The sequence below is a fragment of the Paraburkholderia sp. BCC1884 genome (genome assembly GCF_900996225.1).
GTDB lineage: Bacteria > Pseudomonadota > Gammaproteobacteria > Burkholderiales > Burkholderiaceae > Paraburkholderia.
The window spans coordinates 194,462-207,463 of record NZ_CAAJGL010000156.1 but is presented as its reverse complement, the minus strand read 5'-3'; the positions used below and the strand labels follow the sequence as shown (position 1 = coordinate 207,463).

General features: G+C 61.0%; 16 protein-coding genes. 4 read left to right on the top strand and 12 right to left on the bottom strand.

The genetic code is table 11. From position 1 onward, the window contains the following. Positions 1 to 43: 43 nt before the first annotated feature. The 9 genes from FQ705_RS33405 to FQ705_RS33365 all read right to left on the bottom strand — a co-directional run bounded on the left by FQ705_RS33405 (position 44) and on the right by FQ705_RS33365 (position 7,121). Complete coding sequence (locus tag FQ705_RS33405) at positions 44 to 1,057, bottom strand: GlxA family transcriptional regulator (RefSeq protein ID WP_144149264.1); 1,014 nt, start codon at positions 1,055 to 1,057, stop codon at positions 44 to 46. 131 nt (positions 1,058 to 1,188) lie between these two features. After that, positions 1,189 to 1,950: a CbtA family protein gene (locus tag FQ705_RS33400; RefSeq protein WP_144149262.1), complete on the bottom strand. Its 762-nt coding sequence runs from the start codon at positions 1,948 to 1,950 to the stop codon at positions 1,189 to 1,191. Positions 1,951 to 1,964: 14 nt separating this feature from the next. Beyond that, complete coding sequence (locus FQ705_RS33395; RefSeq protein WP_144149260.1) at positions 1,965 to 2,174, bottom strand: CbtB domain-containing protein; 210 nt, start codon at positions 2,172 to 2,174, stop codon at positions 1,965 to 1,967. A 64-nt stretch (positions 2,175 to 2,238) separates the two neighbouring features. Next, entirely contained in the window at positions 2,239 to 2,619 is a 381-nt protein-coding gene (locus FQ705_RS33390; protein ID WP_144149258.1) for a nitrile hydratase accessory protein, read from the bottom strand. A 13-nt stretch (positions 2,620 to 2,632) separates the two neighbouring features. Beyond that, entirely contained in the window at positions 2,633 to 3,259 is a 627-nt protein-coding gene (nthA, locus tag FQ705_RS33385; protein WP_144149256.1) for a nitrile hydratase subunit alpha, read from the bottom strand. 43 nt (positions 3,260 to 3,302) lie between these two features. After that, a complete protein-coding gene (gene nthB, locus FQ705_RS33380; protein ID WP_144149254.1) occupies positions 3,303 to 4,046 on the bottom strand; it encodes a nitrile hydratase subunit beta in 744 nt (247 codons plus the stop codon). 30 nt (positions 4,047 to 4,076) lie between these two features. Further along, the gene (locus FQ705_RS33375; protein ID WP_144149252.1) at positions 4,077 to 4,580 is read right to left on the bottom strand and encodes a DUF1097 domain-containing protein; all 504 of its coding nucleotides are present in this window, start codon (positions 4,578 to 4,580) and stop codon (positions 4,077 to 4,079) included. Between the two features lie 67 nt (positions 4,581 to 4,647). After that, positions 4,648 to 5,631 carry a CobW family GTP-binding protein gene (locus tag FQ705_RS33370; RefSeq protein ID WP_144149249.1) on the bottom strand — a complete coding sequence of 328 codons (984 nt, stop codon included), beginning with the start codon at positions 5,629 to 5,631 and terminating at the stop codon, positions 4,648 to 4,650. A 368-nt stretch (positions 5,632 to 5,999) separates the two neighbouring features. Then, the gene (locus tag FQ705_RS33365) at positions 6,000 to 7,121 is read right to left on the bottom strand and encodes an FAD-dependent oxidoreductase (protein ID WP_144149247.1); all 1,122 of its coding nucleotides are present in this window, start codon (positions 7,119 to 7,121) and stop codon (positions 6,000 to 6,002) included. Between the two features lie 105 nt (positions 7,122 to 7,226). Between FQ705_RS33365 and FQ705_RS33360 the strand changes: the two genes are divergently transcribed. Then, positions 7,227 to 7,907 (top strand): TetR/AcrR family transcriptional regulator, encoded by a 681-nt coding sequence (locus FQ705_RS33360; protein ID WP_144149245.1) that lies wholly within the window; start codon positions 7,227 to 7,229, stop codon positions 7,905 to 7,907. Positions 7,908 to 7,909: 2 nt separating this feature from the next. After that, positions 7,910 to 8,368: an NUDIX domain-containing protein gene (locus tag FQ705_RS33355; protein ID WP_144149243.1), complete on the top strand. Its 459-nt coding sequence runs from the start codon at positions 7,910 to 7,912 to the stop codon at positions 8,366 to 8,368. 108 nt (positions 8,369 to 8,476) lie between these two features. Here the strand turns inward: FQ705_RS33355 and FQ705_RS33350 are convergent, their stop codons facing one another. After that, complete coding sequence (locus FQ705_RS33350; protein WP_144149241.1) at positions 8,477 to 8,791, bottom strand: helicase; 315 nt, start codon at positions 8,789 to 8,791, stop codon at positions 8,477 to 8,479. Between the two features lie 192 nt (positions 8,792 to 8,983). On the opposite strand from FQ705_RS33350, the gene FQ705_RS33345 reads away from it, so the two are divergent. After that, positions 8,984 to 9,628 carry a hypothetical protein gene (locus FQ705_RS33345; RefSeq protein ID WP_144149239.1) on the top strand — a complete coding sequence of 215 codons (645 nt, stop codon included), beginning with the start codon at positions 8,984 to 8,986 and terminating at the stop codon, positions 9,626 to 9,628. Between the two features lie 93 nt (positions 9,629 to 9,721). Next, positions 9,722 to 10,774: an AI-2E family transporter gene (locus FQ705_RS33340; protein ID WP_144149237.1), complete on the top strand. Its 1,053-nt coding sequence runs from the start codon at positions 9,722 to 9,724 to the stop codon at positions 10,772 to 10,774. 69 nt (positions 10,775 to 10,843) lie between these two features. Here FQ705_RS33340 and FQ705_RS33335 read toward each other — a convergent pair whose 3' ends face one another. Next, complete coding sequence (locus tag FQ705_RS33335; RefSeq protein ID WP_144149235.1) at positions 10,844 to 12,406, bottom strand: FAD-dependent monooxygenase; 1,563 nt, start codon at positions 12,404 to 12,406, stop codon at positions 10,844 to 10,846. Between the two features lie 250 nt (positions 12,407 to 12,656). Beyond that, complete coding sequence (locus FQ705_RS33330) at positions 12,657 to 12,953, bottom strand: 4Fe-4S dicluster domain-containing protein (RefSeq protein ID WP_144149233.1); 297 nt, start codon at positions 12,951 to 12,953, stop codon at positions 12,657 to 12,659. Positions 12,954 to 13,002: the final 49 nt, after the last annotated feature.

The window sequence follows — 13,002 nt, the reverse complement described above, 5'->3', positions numbered from 1 at the left end:
CCGAAGGTCGGTCGTGCTTCAAAAGATCTCACTGCTTGCCTGCTCACGCGTCGTGTTCGATCAGTTGTTTGCTGAGCGGCAACGACGCGTTGCCGCTCGACCTGAAGCGCTCGCGATAGTCGGCAGGATTGATCTGCAGGCGCTTCTGAAAGATGCGGCGAAAGCCATCCGTGTTGTCGAAGCCGCAGCGTCGTGCGATTTCGCGTAACGGTAGCGCAGTTGCTTCGAGATAATGCCGCGCCGCGTCGATGCGTGCGTGGCTCAGGAAAGTCATAGGCGTAACGCCGCATTCCTTCACGAAGGTCCGTGAAAGATTGCGGGCGCTCATATGCGCGCGCTCGGCGAGTGTGGTCACGGTATGGTCGACATGTAAATTGTCGAGCATGTACTGCTGCAGTGAGAGCGTTTGCGACGAAGGCGAGGCTTGAACTTCGAGCAGCGGACTGAACTGCGATTGGCCGCCTGCACGGCGCAGATACACGACGAGATATTTGGCCACGTCGAGCGCCATTTGCCGCCCGAAATCGGCTTCGATCATGGCCAGCGAAAGATCGATACCCGCCGTTACGCCGGCGGTCGTGAAGATGCTGCCATCCTGAACATAGATGTGATCGGGCTCGATGCGTGCCTTCGGAAAAGCCGTGGCGAGCCGCTGCACGTCCATCCAGTGCGTGGTGACCAGGCGGTTGTCGAGCAGACCCGCCGAGCCGAGTGCGAATAGCCCGTTGCAGATCGCCGATATGCGCCGGCAACGCTTGTGCTGGTCTTTGAGCCAGGCGCTGAGCGCGGGGTCGTCGAATGCCTCGAAAATGCCGAGGCCGCCGGGCACGATGATCGTGTCGAACTCGGGGCAGATGTCGAAAATAGTACGGTCCGGCATGACGGTCAGCCCGCTCGAGGACAGCACGCTGCCGCGCGTGGTGCCGACCGTCAACATTTCGTATTCCGATTCGCCCTTGCTGAGTATCTTCACTTCGGCAAAGGCGTCTTTCGGACCGGCGATGTCGAGCAACTGGAAGCCCGGAAAGACCACCATGCCGACTTTTATACGTTTCATTACCCCATCTCCGTTGTGGCGGACAGTTTGGCAATGCGTCGGGAGACATCGTGCTCGCGATGTCCGTCACGCGCTCCCGGAGACGGCGCAGCCCAGGAGGGTTGTGCGCAAGCCCAGTTTATCCGCAAATATCAGAGCCGGCCATTGGCCATAAAGACCCCCGATGCGCGTACAGCGGCTTTCTGCGTGGCCGGCAAGCAGCGTTCCGCCAGCGCGCCGAACGCCAGGCCGATGGTAGTCCATAAGATAGCTTGCATGCCGATCGCCACGACGCGAAATTGCCAGAGCAAGGCAGCCGGAAAGGTCGAGGGCACTTCGTTGATCGTCGGCAAGGCGATCTGCACCGCCGCGATGATGACGACGAATACCGCGCCCGCCGCGATCGACGCATTCCACGCACCCAGCCTGGCATAGGCGAAGCGTCTCACCTGCAGCGACAACACCAGGGCGGCAATCGATATGGCGATCATCAGGAAGTACAGTCCGGTTCGATAACCGATTGTCTCGGGGTCGCCAACCGACGGTGGGTTCGCCGGATATTTGAGGTTCGGCACGACGCAAAGCGTGACAAATGCAGCCACCGCGATCGTGGCCGACAGCGTTCGAATTCCGGATTTTCCCGCGCGGCCATAGGCATAGGCGAAGGTCAACGCGAACAGCCCGCCAAATGCCGCGCCATAGGTCACTACGCCCGTCAGCAGGCCGAGGCCGGACTGCGTTGCGCGGCTCACGAGTTCGGGCTCGGGCGCTTCGCCCCGCGCGGCGGCCGCGTGCTCTTCGAACGAGATCGCCTGATCGACGCGGGGTTCGCCCGCGATCTTTGCAAAGCCGAACGTCACCAATCCGGCGACGATGCCCGCGAGCATGCCGCGTATCAACAGTTTTCTGACCATGGTGATCTCGCGGGTTAGTGGCAGGGGAAGCCGAGCAGATGCCGGCCGTCGTGGACGAATTCATGCACGTACATGCCGGGAACGATCGACGTCGCGCCCTCTTCAGCGCCGACGAAATACAGTGCGAGCAACATCAGCAGGCCACCGAAGACGATCCACGGAAGCAACTCGCGCAGCGGGATCGGTGTTAATTCAGTCGTGGGATGGAGGACAGCATCGCTCATGACAGGCATCCTTCGAAATAGAGAGTTGAAGATTGAATAGACGGTGAAAAACTGAACACGCCGTTCATGGCGTTTCCATTTGTGCGAGCGGCACGCCTTGCTCGATGGGCCGGCGCGCGATCATGATCCTGGCGAGTTCGTCGCGCGACAGCACGCCGCTTGCTTCGACTACATTCAGCAACGCTTCGAGAAAACGCTCGTAGTAATCCCAGCGTGGCTGACCGGCGCAATCGGCGGGCGCCTTTTCCCAACGCGCGATGGAAGCGATCAGGCTCTGGCGGAAATCCTCCCACTCGAAACAGCCCGCCTTCGACAGCGACAACGCGAGACCGAATACGTCCCGTTCCCAGCGATTGGTGAAGAGCAGTTTGCCGTCGAGTCGGGGCGGCGAGTCTGTGGCGCCGAGCATCGACGCGGCGGCGTATTCCTCGAAGCGTGTGAACATTGCGTGCTCCTGCTCAGGCGGAGGCCGGCGGCGCGACGAGCGCCACGCCCATCATCGATTCCGGGGTGACCAAAGCGGCCAGTTCCGTCTCGCTCATGTGCCCGGTGTTCGCGGGCCGTTCCGGTACCACGAACCAGCGGATCTGCGCACTGCTGTCCCACACCTTCACGTCCTTGGCCGCAGGCACCTCGACACCGAATTCCTTCAGCACCGCACGCGGTTCGCGCACGCCGCGCGCGCGGAACACCGGGTCCTTGTACCAATACGGCGGCAAGCCGAGCACCGGCCACGGATAGCAGGAGCACAACGTGCAGATGATCAGGTTGTGGACGTCCTCGCCGTTGGCGACCGCCGCCATGTGTTCGCCTTCCGCGCCGGCCATGCCCTGAGGCAGTGCGAGTTCGGCGATGGCCGCCGGCGTATCGGCGACGAGGCGTTGCTTGAATGCCGGATCGACCCATGCGCGGGCGACGATCTTCGCGCCGTTGAACGGTCCCGCCATCGTCTCGAAGTGTTCGAGGACCGTGTCGACGGAGTCGCTGCCGATCACGCCTTTTTCGATCAACAGGGCTTCGAGGGCACGCACCTTGGCGGCGCTCGATGCTTCACGGTCGTCTGGAAACTGAAACAGGTTGCTCATGTCGTTTTCTCTCGTAGTGCAGTCGGATTTCGCAGCGAAGACATCAGGGGGAAGGCAGGATGTACGCTTCGTAGAGATCGGCGTAGAGGGTCGTGCGCGCCTCGCTTTTGCCGGGACCCCAGATATCGGCCGCGTCGAATGCGATCCGGTACACGGGCATCGGCTCACCAATGCCGTCGGGACCGGTCGACACGAAATAGGAGAACGTACCTGGATAAACGAGGTCGATCACACCGCTCTTGTTGCGCAGATAGCCAGGTAGGCGCGTGTGGTCGACTGCATCCGGATCGGCGATACGCACGGTCTCGCCGGCTTTGAAGCGCGTAACGCCTTCGAGCGCATGAGCGCCGGAATCGCCCTTCTGCAAATAGGCGTCGATCTGCTGACTGATCGCCTGATTCGGTTTTTCCGGCAGCATGGCGTCCGGATTGGCGCGGAAGTAGGCGGTTTTCTCCGCGAGTTCCTCGGCACTGATATAGCCTTGATCGACGAAGAACTGCGAAATGCCGCCCAGCCATTTTTCGTAATAGCGATACTTGAAGTATTCGAACGGCTGCATGTCTTCCGCGCCTGTTCGCAGCGAAGCCCATGTCCAGTCGTTCCTGAACGACGTCGGCAGGTCCTGCACCGGATACGCGTGGAGTGCGTCGGACAGGTGCGCGCTCTCGGCCATCATTGCCGTATGAATGCCGAAGATCCGCTTTTCCCACGGTTCGACGAACACGCGTGTTTCCGTGCTGACAGGCCCGAGGTTTTCAATGCCACCGAGGTGGTGCTGTAGTTTCACGATACGCTCCGCAAACAGGTAGAGATCGGGTTAGTTCAATTGCGGCGCGCGCTTGAACGCCAGCGCGTCGCCCAGCCATTCGGATACGACGCCGAATACCGCGCCGGTGATGAGCGCGGCCGCGGCCACGAGTGCCGGGTTGCCGAGGCCGACTGTCGTGATGGCTTTGCCGGTGGCCACGGTCGTGCCGACTGTCGAGGCGAAGCCCCAGACGATGGCCGGGAGTACGTCGAGTAGCCTGATCTTCGACGCCTGGACCATCAGCGCGCTGCCGATGCCGACCGCCACCGCGGCGCCGAACGGGGTGCTGGACATCGTGGCGATGCCGAGCAACGCGAGCGAGCTGATCACGAGTCCGGTCAGATTCGACGCGACGCTTTTGATGAACCCGACCTTTCCGCCGCCGAGGACGAAAAACGACGCCCACGCGATGAAGGTCACCCATACCGGCACGGGAAAAATGGTGCCGGTGATCCACGTGTCGACGACAGCGAGAACGCCGATGCTCAATGTGTACGCTTCTGGCTTCTTCATTTACTTGCTCCTCGAGGAAAGACGGGAAAGAGTGGTGATGCAGAGAAAGATAGAAAAATGGCGACGTTCAACTGTGTACCGGTTCGTCGATGCAGTTGAGCAGAGCTTCGTGCATGGCGGCGGCGTCGATGCCGCGGCCGATCATGACGAAGCGGCTTTCGCGTACCTCGTCGCGTGCCCAGGCTTTTCCAAAGCGCGTGTCCATCAACATGTGCACGCTGTGAAAATAGAGCCGACGTCCTTCACCACGCATGTTGAGTACGGCCTTCATGCGCAGCAGTCGTTGTCCATGGGTTTGCACGAGCTGGTTGACCCAGCGGTTAAAACGTTCGGCATCCACCTCGCCTGGTACGACGAATGCGCATGTCCCGATCGAGTCGTCGTGTTCGTGATCGTGTGCACCTTCGTCCAGCAGGTCGGGTTCGATCGAGAGCAGGTTGTCGAGCGAGAAGCTGCGCACACCGAGCAAGGCGTTGACGTCGACGGCGGAGTGCGTCGTGAAGTCGAGCTTTGCGGTCGGATTCAGCGCGCAGATGGCGTCGACAAGCGCTGCGCGTTGAGCGGGCGTGGCGGCATCGGTCTTGTTGATGACGATGCGGTCGGCGAACACGATCTGCTCGCGCGCGATGTCGTCGCCGAGTTGAGCGAGCGCATGGCACGCGTCGACTACCGCTACCACGGCTTCGAGTTCGACCCGGTCGCGCAGGTCGGGATCGGCGAGAAAAGTTTGCAGGACCGGCGCGGGGTCGGCGAGTCCGGAGGTTTCGACGATCAGACGCTCCAGCCGCTCGCCGTATCGCGCGAGCAGATCGTGAACGCTGGCCACCAGATCGGCACGGACGGTGCAGCATACGCAGCCGTTGCTGATCTCGACCACGGCCTCTTCGTCGGCGACGATCAACTGGCCGTCTATCCCCACCTCGCCGAATTCATTCACGATGATGCCGATCGGCATCGGACGAGTCGAATCGAGAATGTGATTCACGAGTGTCGTCTTGCCTGCGCCGAGAAAGCCGGTAATGACCGTTACGGGTATTTTTCCGAGTCGCATTGCTGCCGTCCTTTAGTGTTTGCCGATCGTTCAGAGCGCGAATTTTGCGGGCTGATACGAGTGAGGTTGGCATGCACTAAAGCGACTTCCGGGCCGCATTTGTTCGACTGTCCTGGTCGGCGCCATTGTTGGCGCGATCGGTGGGTCTGGGTGGCCGGATCTGCGCGAACCGTATCAAACGGTCGTGATGGAGGCATTACCCGTGCATGCGACGCCGGCTGACGGGCGGGCGGCGATGGGGCGCGGTTGCGCCTGAACGGTGCGCTTCAGGTCCGGAGGTGGTGCGTCTGGACAGCACGGAGCTGTGAAATCCTCCACGCCGGGCGCATGCAGGAGATTGTCGTGACAGACGTAATGTTGGCGACCGCTTAGGGGTTGCTCAGGAAATCAACCAGGCTCCCAGGCGCATCCGGGCCGAGACACACGTCGAGTACGCGTTCTGCCTCCGCGGCTTCGGCTGCGCTGCGCGGGAAAAGATCTTTCTCATACGCGACGAGCGCCGCTTCAACGTCACCAGGGTTGGCGACGATGGCCTTTCCGAGTTCGGCGCCGTCGAACATCGCCAGGTTGGCGCCTTCACCCGAAGGGATCATCAGGTGCGCTGCATCGCCGAGCAACGTCACACCGGGTACCCGAGCCCATCGATGTTCGACGGGGAGCGCATGGATAGCGCGCGGCGCAGGGGGCGTCTCACCGTCCGTGATGAGCGCTGTCAGCGCCGGAGCCCAACCGTCGAACTCGCCGGCCACGCGCGCCAGGGCCGTGGCCTGGTCGGAGAAGTCGATGTTGTCGAACCAGTGCTTAGGCTTGTTCAACTCGACATACGTATGAAGCGAGCCATTCGGCTCACGGTGCGCGAGAATGCCTTTTCCCGGCATCAGGGCGAATAGCGCGCCACCGCCCACCGCTTGCGCGCTCGCTTGATGACGCGTGTCGCTGTCGAACAGATAGGTCTCGATGAATGCCGTGCCCGTGTATTGCGGCTTTGCATCGGAGAGGAGCGGGCGAACTTTCGACCAGGCGCCGTCGGCGCCCACCAGGAGGCCGGCCGTTGCCGTCGAGCCGTCCGCAAAGGTCAACGTATGCCGTCCGTCGCCGAGTGCGGATACTGCGGTGACCTTGTGTCCCCAGCGGACCGTGCCGGCGGGAAGCGAGTCGAGCAGAATCCGGCGAAGTTCGCCACGAGGCACCTCGGGCCGACCGCCTGTGCCGTCGTCGGGATGGTCGAGCAGGACCTTGCCGTTCTTGTCGAGCACCCGTGTTGCCTGACCGCCTGGGTGGATGATCGCGAGGAACTGGTCGAAGAGTCCTGCTGCCTTGAGTGCAAGTTGCCCGTTGTTTTCGTGAATGTCGAGCATGCCTCCCTGCGCTCGCGCGTCCGCCGAGGGCTCCGCTTCGTAGATCGTCGCGGCAATGCCGTGCACCTGGAGAACGCGGGCGAGCGTCAATCCGCCGAGCCCCGCTCCGACGATTGCAATTGAAGTGTTCATCTGCTCCTGGCTCAAGTGAGGTCGCGACACAATTTTGCAGCGACTTTATGGAACGTCATTCCATGATAATCTTGGAACAACATTCCAGATCTGTCAACACGAGGCATGACAAAGAAAGCGAACACCAGTCCACGTCGGGAAGAGTCGCTGTCGCGGGACCGAATCATCGAGGCGTCGATCGCGCTTCTCGACAGCAGCGGGGAGCGTGGCCTGACGTTTCGCGCCCTGGCCGAACGACTCGCCACCGGCCCGGGCGCTATTTACTGGCACATCGATCACAAAAGCGATTTGCTGACCGCTGCCTGCGACGCCATCATTGCCCGCGCGCTGAGCGCACCAGTGGTCGGTGTGACGCCGGAAGCCAGTATTCGCGCGCTCGCGCTGAGCATGTTCGACGCCATCGACGCCCATCCGTGGATCGGCTCGGCGCTCACACGTGCCCCCGGACAGTTGCCGATGGTGCGCATCTTCGAGCGCATCGGCCAGCAGGTTCGGATGCTTGGCGTAGCGGAGTCGGCGCAATGGGGCGCCGTCTCCGCGCTGTTGAGTTATATCCTCGGCGTCAGTGGGCAGAACGCAGCGAATGCCCATATCGCCCGGGAGCAGGGCGCCGACAGAGTCGGTTTTCTGGAGCAGGTGTCGACGATGTGGTCTGAGCTCGATCAGAACGAGTACCCTTTCACCCGCAGCGTAGCGGGCCAATTGAGCGCTCACGACGACCGTGTCGATTTTCTCGCCGGGATCGATCTCATTCTTCGCGGGATGGAGTTGGCGGACGGACACTGATCATGTTTATCGATTCTGTCTGGCGTTTTGCGCTTCGCGTCGGCTTCCCGCTTGCGCGTGCCTGGTGGCATCTTCGGCGGCCTCATCACGAGGGCGCGCTGGTAGCGATCTACGTCGGCCGATCGCTGTTGCTGCTGAAGTCGTCGTATCGGAGCGAATGGAATTTCCCGGGTGGTAGTGTCGAGCCCGGCGAAGCGCCTGAGATCGCGGCGCAGCGCGAGCTGGAGGAGGAACTCGGTCTTCCGGCGTATCCCTTACTTCCCGCAGGGCGTGCCAGCGGCATCTGGGACGGCCGGCAAGACCAGGTGCATTTCTTTGAGTTGCACCTCGATCGGCTACCCGAGTTGCGGCTCGATAATCGCGAGATTATCGCCGCGCAACTGGTGTCGCCGGAGGCGCTGCGCGGCATGGCGCTGACGGAGGCCGCCGCTGCTTATCTCGACGGAATCAAAAACCGATGATTGCATTCGACGGATCGCCGGGTCGAATCGCCCGGAGACTTTCCGGAACCCGGCTTTGTCGGCCCGACGACGCCGGAAGTTTATGACTGGATGTATTCGCGCATTGCTTTACGCATCTTTAAGCCAGGGCATTTCCACGGGCGACACCACCAATTGCTGGAACTCGCGTTTCAGTTCGAAAATGAAACCGACCAGGATCATGGAGTCGGCATAAGGGATCGGGAACACGTGGGGATTTTCCACCGAGCGCAGCGGGCGAGCAGGCGTGTCCGCCGTCGTCGCAGCATTGTCGCGGACGCTTTCCAGTTCGTCGGCCATTGCTTGTCCACTTACTTTGAGGACGCGGCTACGCAGGTCGCTGAAGGGTTCGATGCGCGCACCGTCCTCGTTGTATTCGGGTACTTCATAGATGAACCAGGACATTTGCCACTCCTATAAAATTGCAATCATTCTAACAGCGGGCGTAATCGGCTGAGCCAACATGGCCGCACGGGCCACTTACCTGCGAAATGGCGCAAAATGCAATCGCGGCATGCTCAAGCGTGAGAGGACGTGGCACCTCATTCCGGTCGGCATAGCCAGACATTAGCGACAATCTTGGTACAGAGAGACAAAATGAAAAAAGGAAAGACGAAACTTACCCGGCAAGATGCTGAGCGCCTTTTCGAGGGATTGCCCGCAGGGAAGGCGAACGTATCGAGCCGGCCCGTGAACCCCTTTGAAGCAGGCATATTCGACGAAGTCCAACGCGTCGACGACGAAACCAAACTCTGGAAAGACAACCTCATCACGCTGCCGATGGCGATCGAGCTGCCGGCTTGCTACGAGTCGGTGGACCGCATGCGCGAAGCAATGGTGCGGGCATGGCGCGTGAAGTGGATGAGGGAAGGGAAAAACGAGGTGGTCACCGATTTCCCGGAAGGGTGGGCCGCGATCCGGCCCAAGAGCGGACCCATTGAACTGCGGGATCCCTCGGGCGTCGTCCGCGCGTTGTACGGATGGGCCGAGGATGCGGAGCTCAGGATTCTGCCCAGGTACCTGGTCGAATCGCAGGCGAACAGTACAAACGGACTCGGCAGCTTGCTGGTCCGAGATCGTGGAAACGGTCAGATTCTCGAACGGTCGTCGATCTGGTCGGCTCAGACGGGTACCAATCATCCGGATTGGGCGAGGCTGTCACAGTGGCTCAGTCTGCGTTATCCAGAACATCGCGACCCGCTTCGTTATTGGGAAGATTGCGAAGAGAACAGCCGGAATTGAAATCGGTTTTGGCGGTGCTCGATTATCCTCGCCGACGGGAAAGACGCACCATCTGTAGCGAGCTTGCCGGCTCGAACCTCTCGAGAATTAAACATGACGACAACACCAGCGTCTGTCGCACAGACGACCACCGGCGTGGCGGCGGGTCTGGCGATTCTGTATTTTTTGCGCCCGGTTCTAGTACCTTTTTTTCTGGCTGTGTTGCTCCGAATCCTTATCGCCGGCATCGTTTCGCTGGTAGTGCGGGTGCTACCTCGTGCGCCTAAATGGCTGATACTCATTGCGACCGCCGCTATCGTCGGATTTAGTGCCTATAGTATTTTTATTGTCATCCTTCAGGGCATGAGCGATCTCGTCATGCAGGCGCCCGCGTTGCCGGCTCGACTCGACAGCCTGATTCGATCGGTCAGCGTGGGATTTGGACGAAAGTTCGATCTGGCGACCGTGCTTGGATTGATCGATTTCCGTACCCTGGAGCACAGTCTGGCGTCCGGAGTGGGCGACGCCGTATCGAAAGCATTCCTTACGTTGTTTTTCTTTGTTTTCATGTTGCTGGGGCCGGGGGCAGATACCGATCCCAAGATATTCAAGGGCACGACTAGCGAAGCACGAGCGAACTCCCAGCGCGTCGTGCTATCGAAGATCACACGCAGAGTGCAGGTCTATCTGATTTCTCAAACGGCAATCAACCTCGCAATTGCCGCGATTTCCGCCGCTGTTTTCCGCTTTGCCCAATTGCCCGACACGGCGTTCTGGTCGGTGACGGTGTTCCTTCTGGCATTCATGCCCGTTGTCGGGCCTTTCGTCGCGAGTGTCGTACCCGCATTATTCGCTGCTATCCATAGCGGATCGATCGCTTTGCCGCTCGGTGTGTTCGTGATTATCCTGGCCGTCTTCCAGATCGCACACAATCTCATCATGCCGAAGGTTCAGGCCAAAAGCACGAATACGGATCCGCTGATTGGAATATTTGCTCTGGGGATCTGGACGCTTTTGTGGGGTGTGCCGGGCGCCATTCTCGCGACGCCCTTGACCGTGCTGATGATGGTGATAGCGGCTCAGTTTCAAAGTACCCGCTGGCTAGCGATTTTGATGTCGCATGATGGTGTGCCTGATGCAGTGGATTCTCAAGCTGCCGTTACCTAGCGGGGAAAACGGTGCAGTCGATCGCAACCTGCCGTTCTACCCGCGAAAGCGGCAACGTCGATGTCCCTGTCAGTCAGCCGATTCGACCGCATTCTCAGATGTACCAAACCATCGCGCCAACGCCTCGACAAGCTCCGACTCTGCGGAGTCAGCGTCGCTCGCCCAGGCGACGAACCCATCTGGACGCACCAGCACAGCGCGCAGTCCCAGCCGATCCTTGACGTCGCCCGCGACATACATGACTCGCGCTTGCCAGGGACTTGCAATTGCTCGCAGCGACGCATCTGCATCGAAGTCGAGGATAAGACCCCTCCCACCCCGCAGAAGATTGCCGACCCTGGTTCCATCGACCAGTTCGAAATCAGGAACGCTACGACCTACCAGCGGATGCTTGCCGCCAAAATCATAGCGAAGCGAAACGCCCCACACGCGCTCGGCGAAGTATGTCGCTCCATCGCGAGTCCCGATGAGATCGCGGATGATCGCTTCGAGCGCGCGCGAGCTTTGGGTCGGTCGCATGAGTGCGACTTGCGCGCGCGACCAATCGAGTACGCTCGCTCCCACCGGATGCCGCTCCAGTTCATAGCTGTCGAGTAGACCGGCCGGCGCATCGCCACGGATCGTGGACGCCAGCTTCCAACCCAGATTCATCGCATCGCCAAGCCCGAGATTGAGCCCTTGACCGCCAATTGGAGAATGAATGTGCGCGGCATCGCCCGCGAGCAGTACGCGTCCTTTGCGATACGTTGCTGTCTGGAAAGCGCGATCCGTCCAGGTGGTGGCGAGCCGCAGCCCCGTCAATGTGATCTGCGTGCCGGACACGCGGCGTAATACGGCCTGCACATGCTCCAGCGTGATCGGCTGAAGACGGTGCGCGGCGCCGCCGTCGAAGTCCACCATCGCGATCGTGCCAGGCGGCGCGTACGTGTACATACCAGTCGGCGTGTAGTGCCGGCCGGGGCGAAGCGTTTCCGGGTCGGCTATCTCGACTTCGACGGAATAGCCGGTGAACTCGGGATCGGTGCCGGTGAATTCGAAAGCGCTTGCCTTGCGCGTCGCACTGCGGCCGCCGTCACAGCCGACGAGCCAGCGTCCGCGAAAAGACTCTTGACCGGCGTGAACGGTCACGCCTTCGTCCGACACGTGAAATTGGTCCACGTCGCAGTCACGTCGGATGTCGGCCCCCATCGCGCCGGCGCGGAGCGCCAGGACGGTTTCGAGCGTCTCCAATGTGACTGCCATGCTGGCGTCGGCCTGGCTCGGCAGGCGATACGGCCACTTCGAGGCGTCGATATCGTCGAGATAGAACTGGATGCCCGCGAAGTGACCCCCTGGCCGACGCGACTGGCCCATCCAATGCGCGGTCGTCGCCGTCCTGCTTGCGGCATCGCTCGCCCGCTGGGCCGTGACTACTTCGTCCAGCAGTCCGCGCCGATACAACGCTTCGAGGGTAGGGACCGAAAGGCCGCGCATTCCGAATGGAAGGCGTTTCAAGGGGGAGTGGGGGGCTTCGGCTTGCTCCAGCACCAGGACCGAGAGGTCGAACTGGCGCAGTTCGCAGGCGAGAAACAGACCGACGGGGCCGCCCCCGACAATCACGACGTCATGGATGATCGGATGATGCTTGTGCATGAACTACTCCTGTGTCGATGTCCGACCGGAGCGTTCCTCAGTTGAGAACCACACGGACGAACGCTCCGACGCCTGGACGGCGTCATAGGTTCGTCGTGGGGATCTCGTGCACGAGGCCAAAGACCAGAGCTTTCGTTACCGAAAGGACTTGGGCTTACCAAACCAAGTCTGCCTTTTCCGACACCGCTTTATAACATCGTGGCGACGAGGCGGCAAGCAGCGCAGAGAGGCCCTTCATGCGCTAGTCGTCTCACGCGATTCGGGCCAGCTTGATCGCGCGTTCAGGACAGGCCGTCACGCACAGACCGCATGACCGACAGGCATCCGCATTCGGTGTGTAGGCGACTTTCATGCCGTGCACGCGTAGCTTGACGCGATGCATCAAACCAAGGGCGAGATAGTCGGCCTCGTCGATGCGCCGGATCTCGAACACATTCTCGGGGCAGACGTCCAGGCAGTCGCCCTTACCTTCGCAACGCTTCAGATCGACGATGGGTGCAATCACACCCGGCTTCTGTTTGCAGTCGGCCATTGATTTCTCTCGCATGTTCACTCTTCCGCGCGCCGGGGCGGGGCGCGGCTTCATGCGTCTGGAG

What these genes read in the sequence shown, in the direction of transcription:
- FQ705_RS33365 (WP_144149247.1), bottom strand. Translation starts at nt 7,121, where the DNA reads ATGAACACTTCAATTGCAATCGTCGGAGCGGGGCTCGGCGGATTGACG.
- FQ705_RS33340 (WP_144149237.1), top strand. Translation starts at nt 9,722, where the DNA reads ATGACGACAACACCAGCGTCTGTCGCACAGACGACCACCGGCGTGGCG.
- FQ705_RS33350 (WP_144149241.1), bottom strand. Translation starts at nt 8,791, where the DNA reads ATGTCCTGGTTCATCTATGAAGTACCCGAATACAACGAGGACGGTGCG.
- nthA (WP_144149256.1), bottom strand. Translation starts at nt 3,259, where the DNA reads ATGAGCAACCTGTTTCAGTTTCCAGACGACCGTGAAGCATCGAGCGCC.
- FQ705_RS33335 (WP_144149235.1), bottom strand. Translation starts at nt 12,406, where the DNA reads ATGCACAAGCATCATCCGATCATCCATGACGTCGTGATTGTCGGGGGC.
- FQ705_RS33370 (WP_144149249.1), bottom strand. Translation starts at nt 5,631, where the DNA reads ATGCGACTCGGAAAAATACCCGTAACGGTCATTACCGGCTTTCTCGGC.
- FQ705_RS33345 (WP_144149239.1), top strand. Translation starts at nt 8,984, where the DNA reads ATGAAAAAAGGAAAGACGAAACTTACCCGGCAAGATGCTGAGCGCCTT.
- FQ705_RS33395 (WP_144149260.1), bottom strand. Translation starts at nt 2,174, where the DNA reads ATGAGCGATGCTGTCCTCCATCCCACGACTGAATTAACACCGATCCCG.
- FQ705_RS33405 (WP_144149264.1), bottom strand. Translation starts at nt 1,057, where the DNA reads ATGAAACGTATAAAAGTCGGCATGGTGGTCTTTCCGGGCTTCCAGTTG.
- FQ705_RS33355 (WP_144149243.1), top strand. Translation starts at nt 7,910, where the DNA reads ATGTTTATCGATTCTGTCTGGCGTTTTGCGCTTCGCGTCGGCTTCCCG.
- FQ705_RS33375 (WP_144149252.1), bottom strand. Translation starts at nt 4,580, where the DNA reads ATGAAGAAGCCAGAAGCGTACACATTGAGCATCGGCGTTCTCGCTGTC.
- FQ705_RS33400 (WP_144149262.1), bottom strand. Translation starts at nt 1,950, where the DNA reads ATGGTCAGAAAACTGTTGATACGCGGCATGCTCGCGGGCATCGTCGCC.
- FQ705_RS33330 (WP_144149233.1), bottom strand. Translation starts at nt 12,953, where the DNA reads ATGCGAGAGAAATCAATGGCCGACTGCAAACAGAAGCCGGGTGTGATT.
- FQ705_RS33360 (WP_144149245.1), top strand. Translation starts at nt 7,227, where the DNA reads ATGACAAAGAAAGCGAACACCAGTCCACGTCGGGAAGAGTCGCTGTCG.
- FQ705_RS33390 (WP_144149258.1), bottom strand. Translation starts at nt 2,619, where the DNA reads ATGTTCACACGCTTCGAGGAATACGCCGCCGCGTCGATGCTCGGCGCC.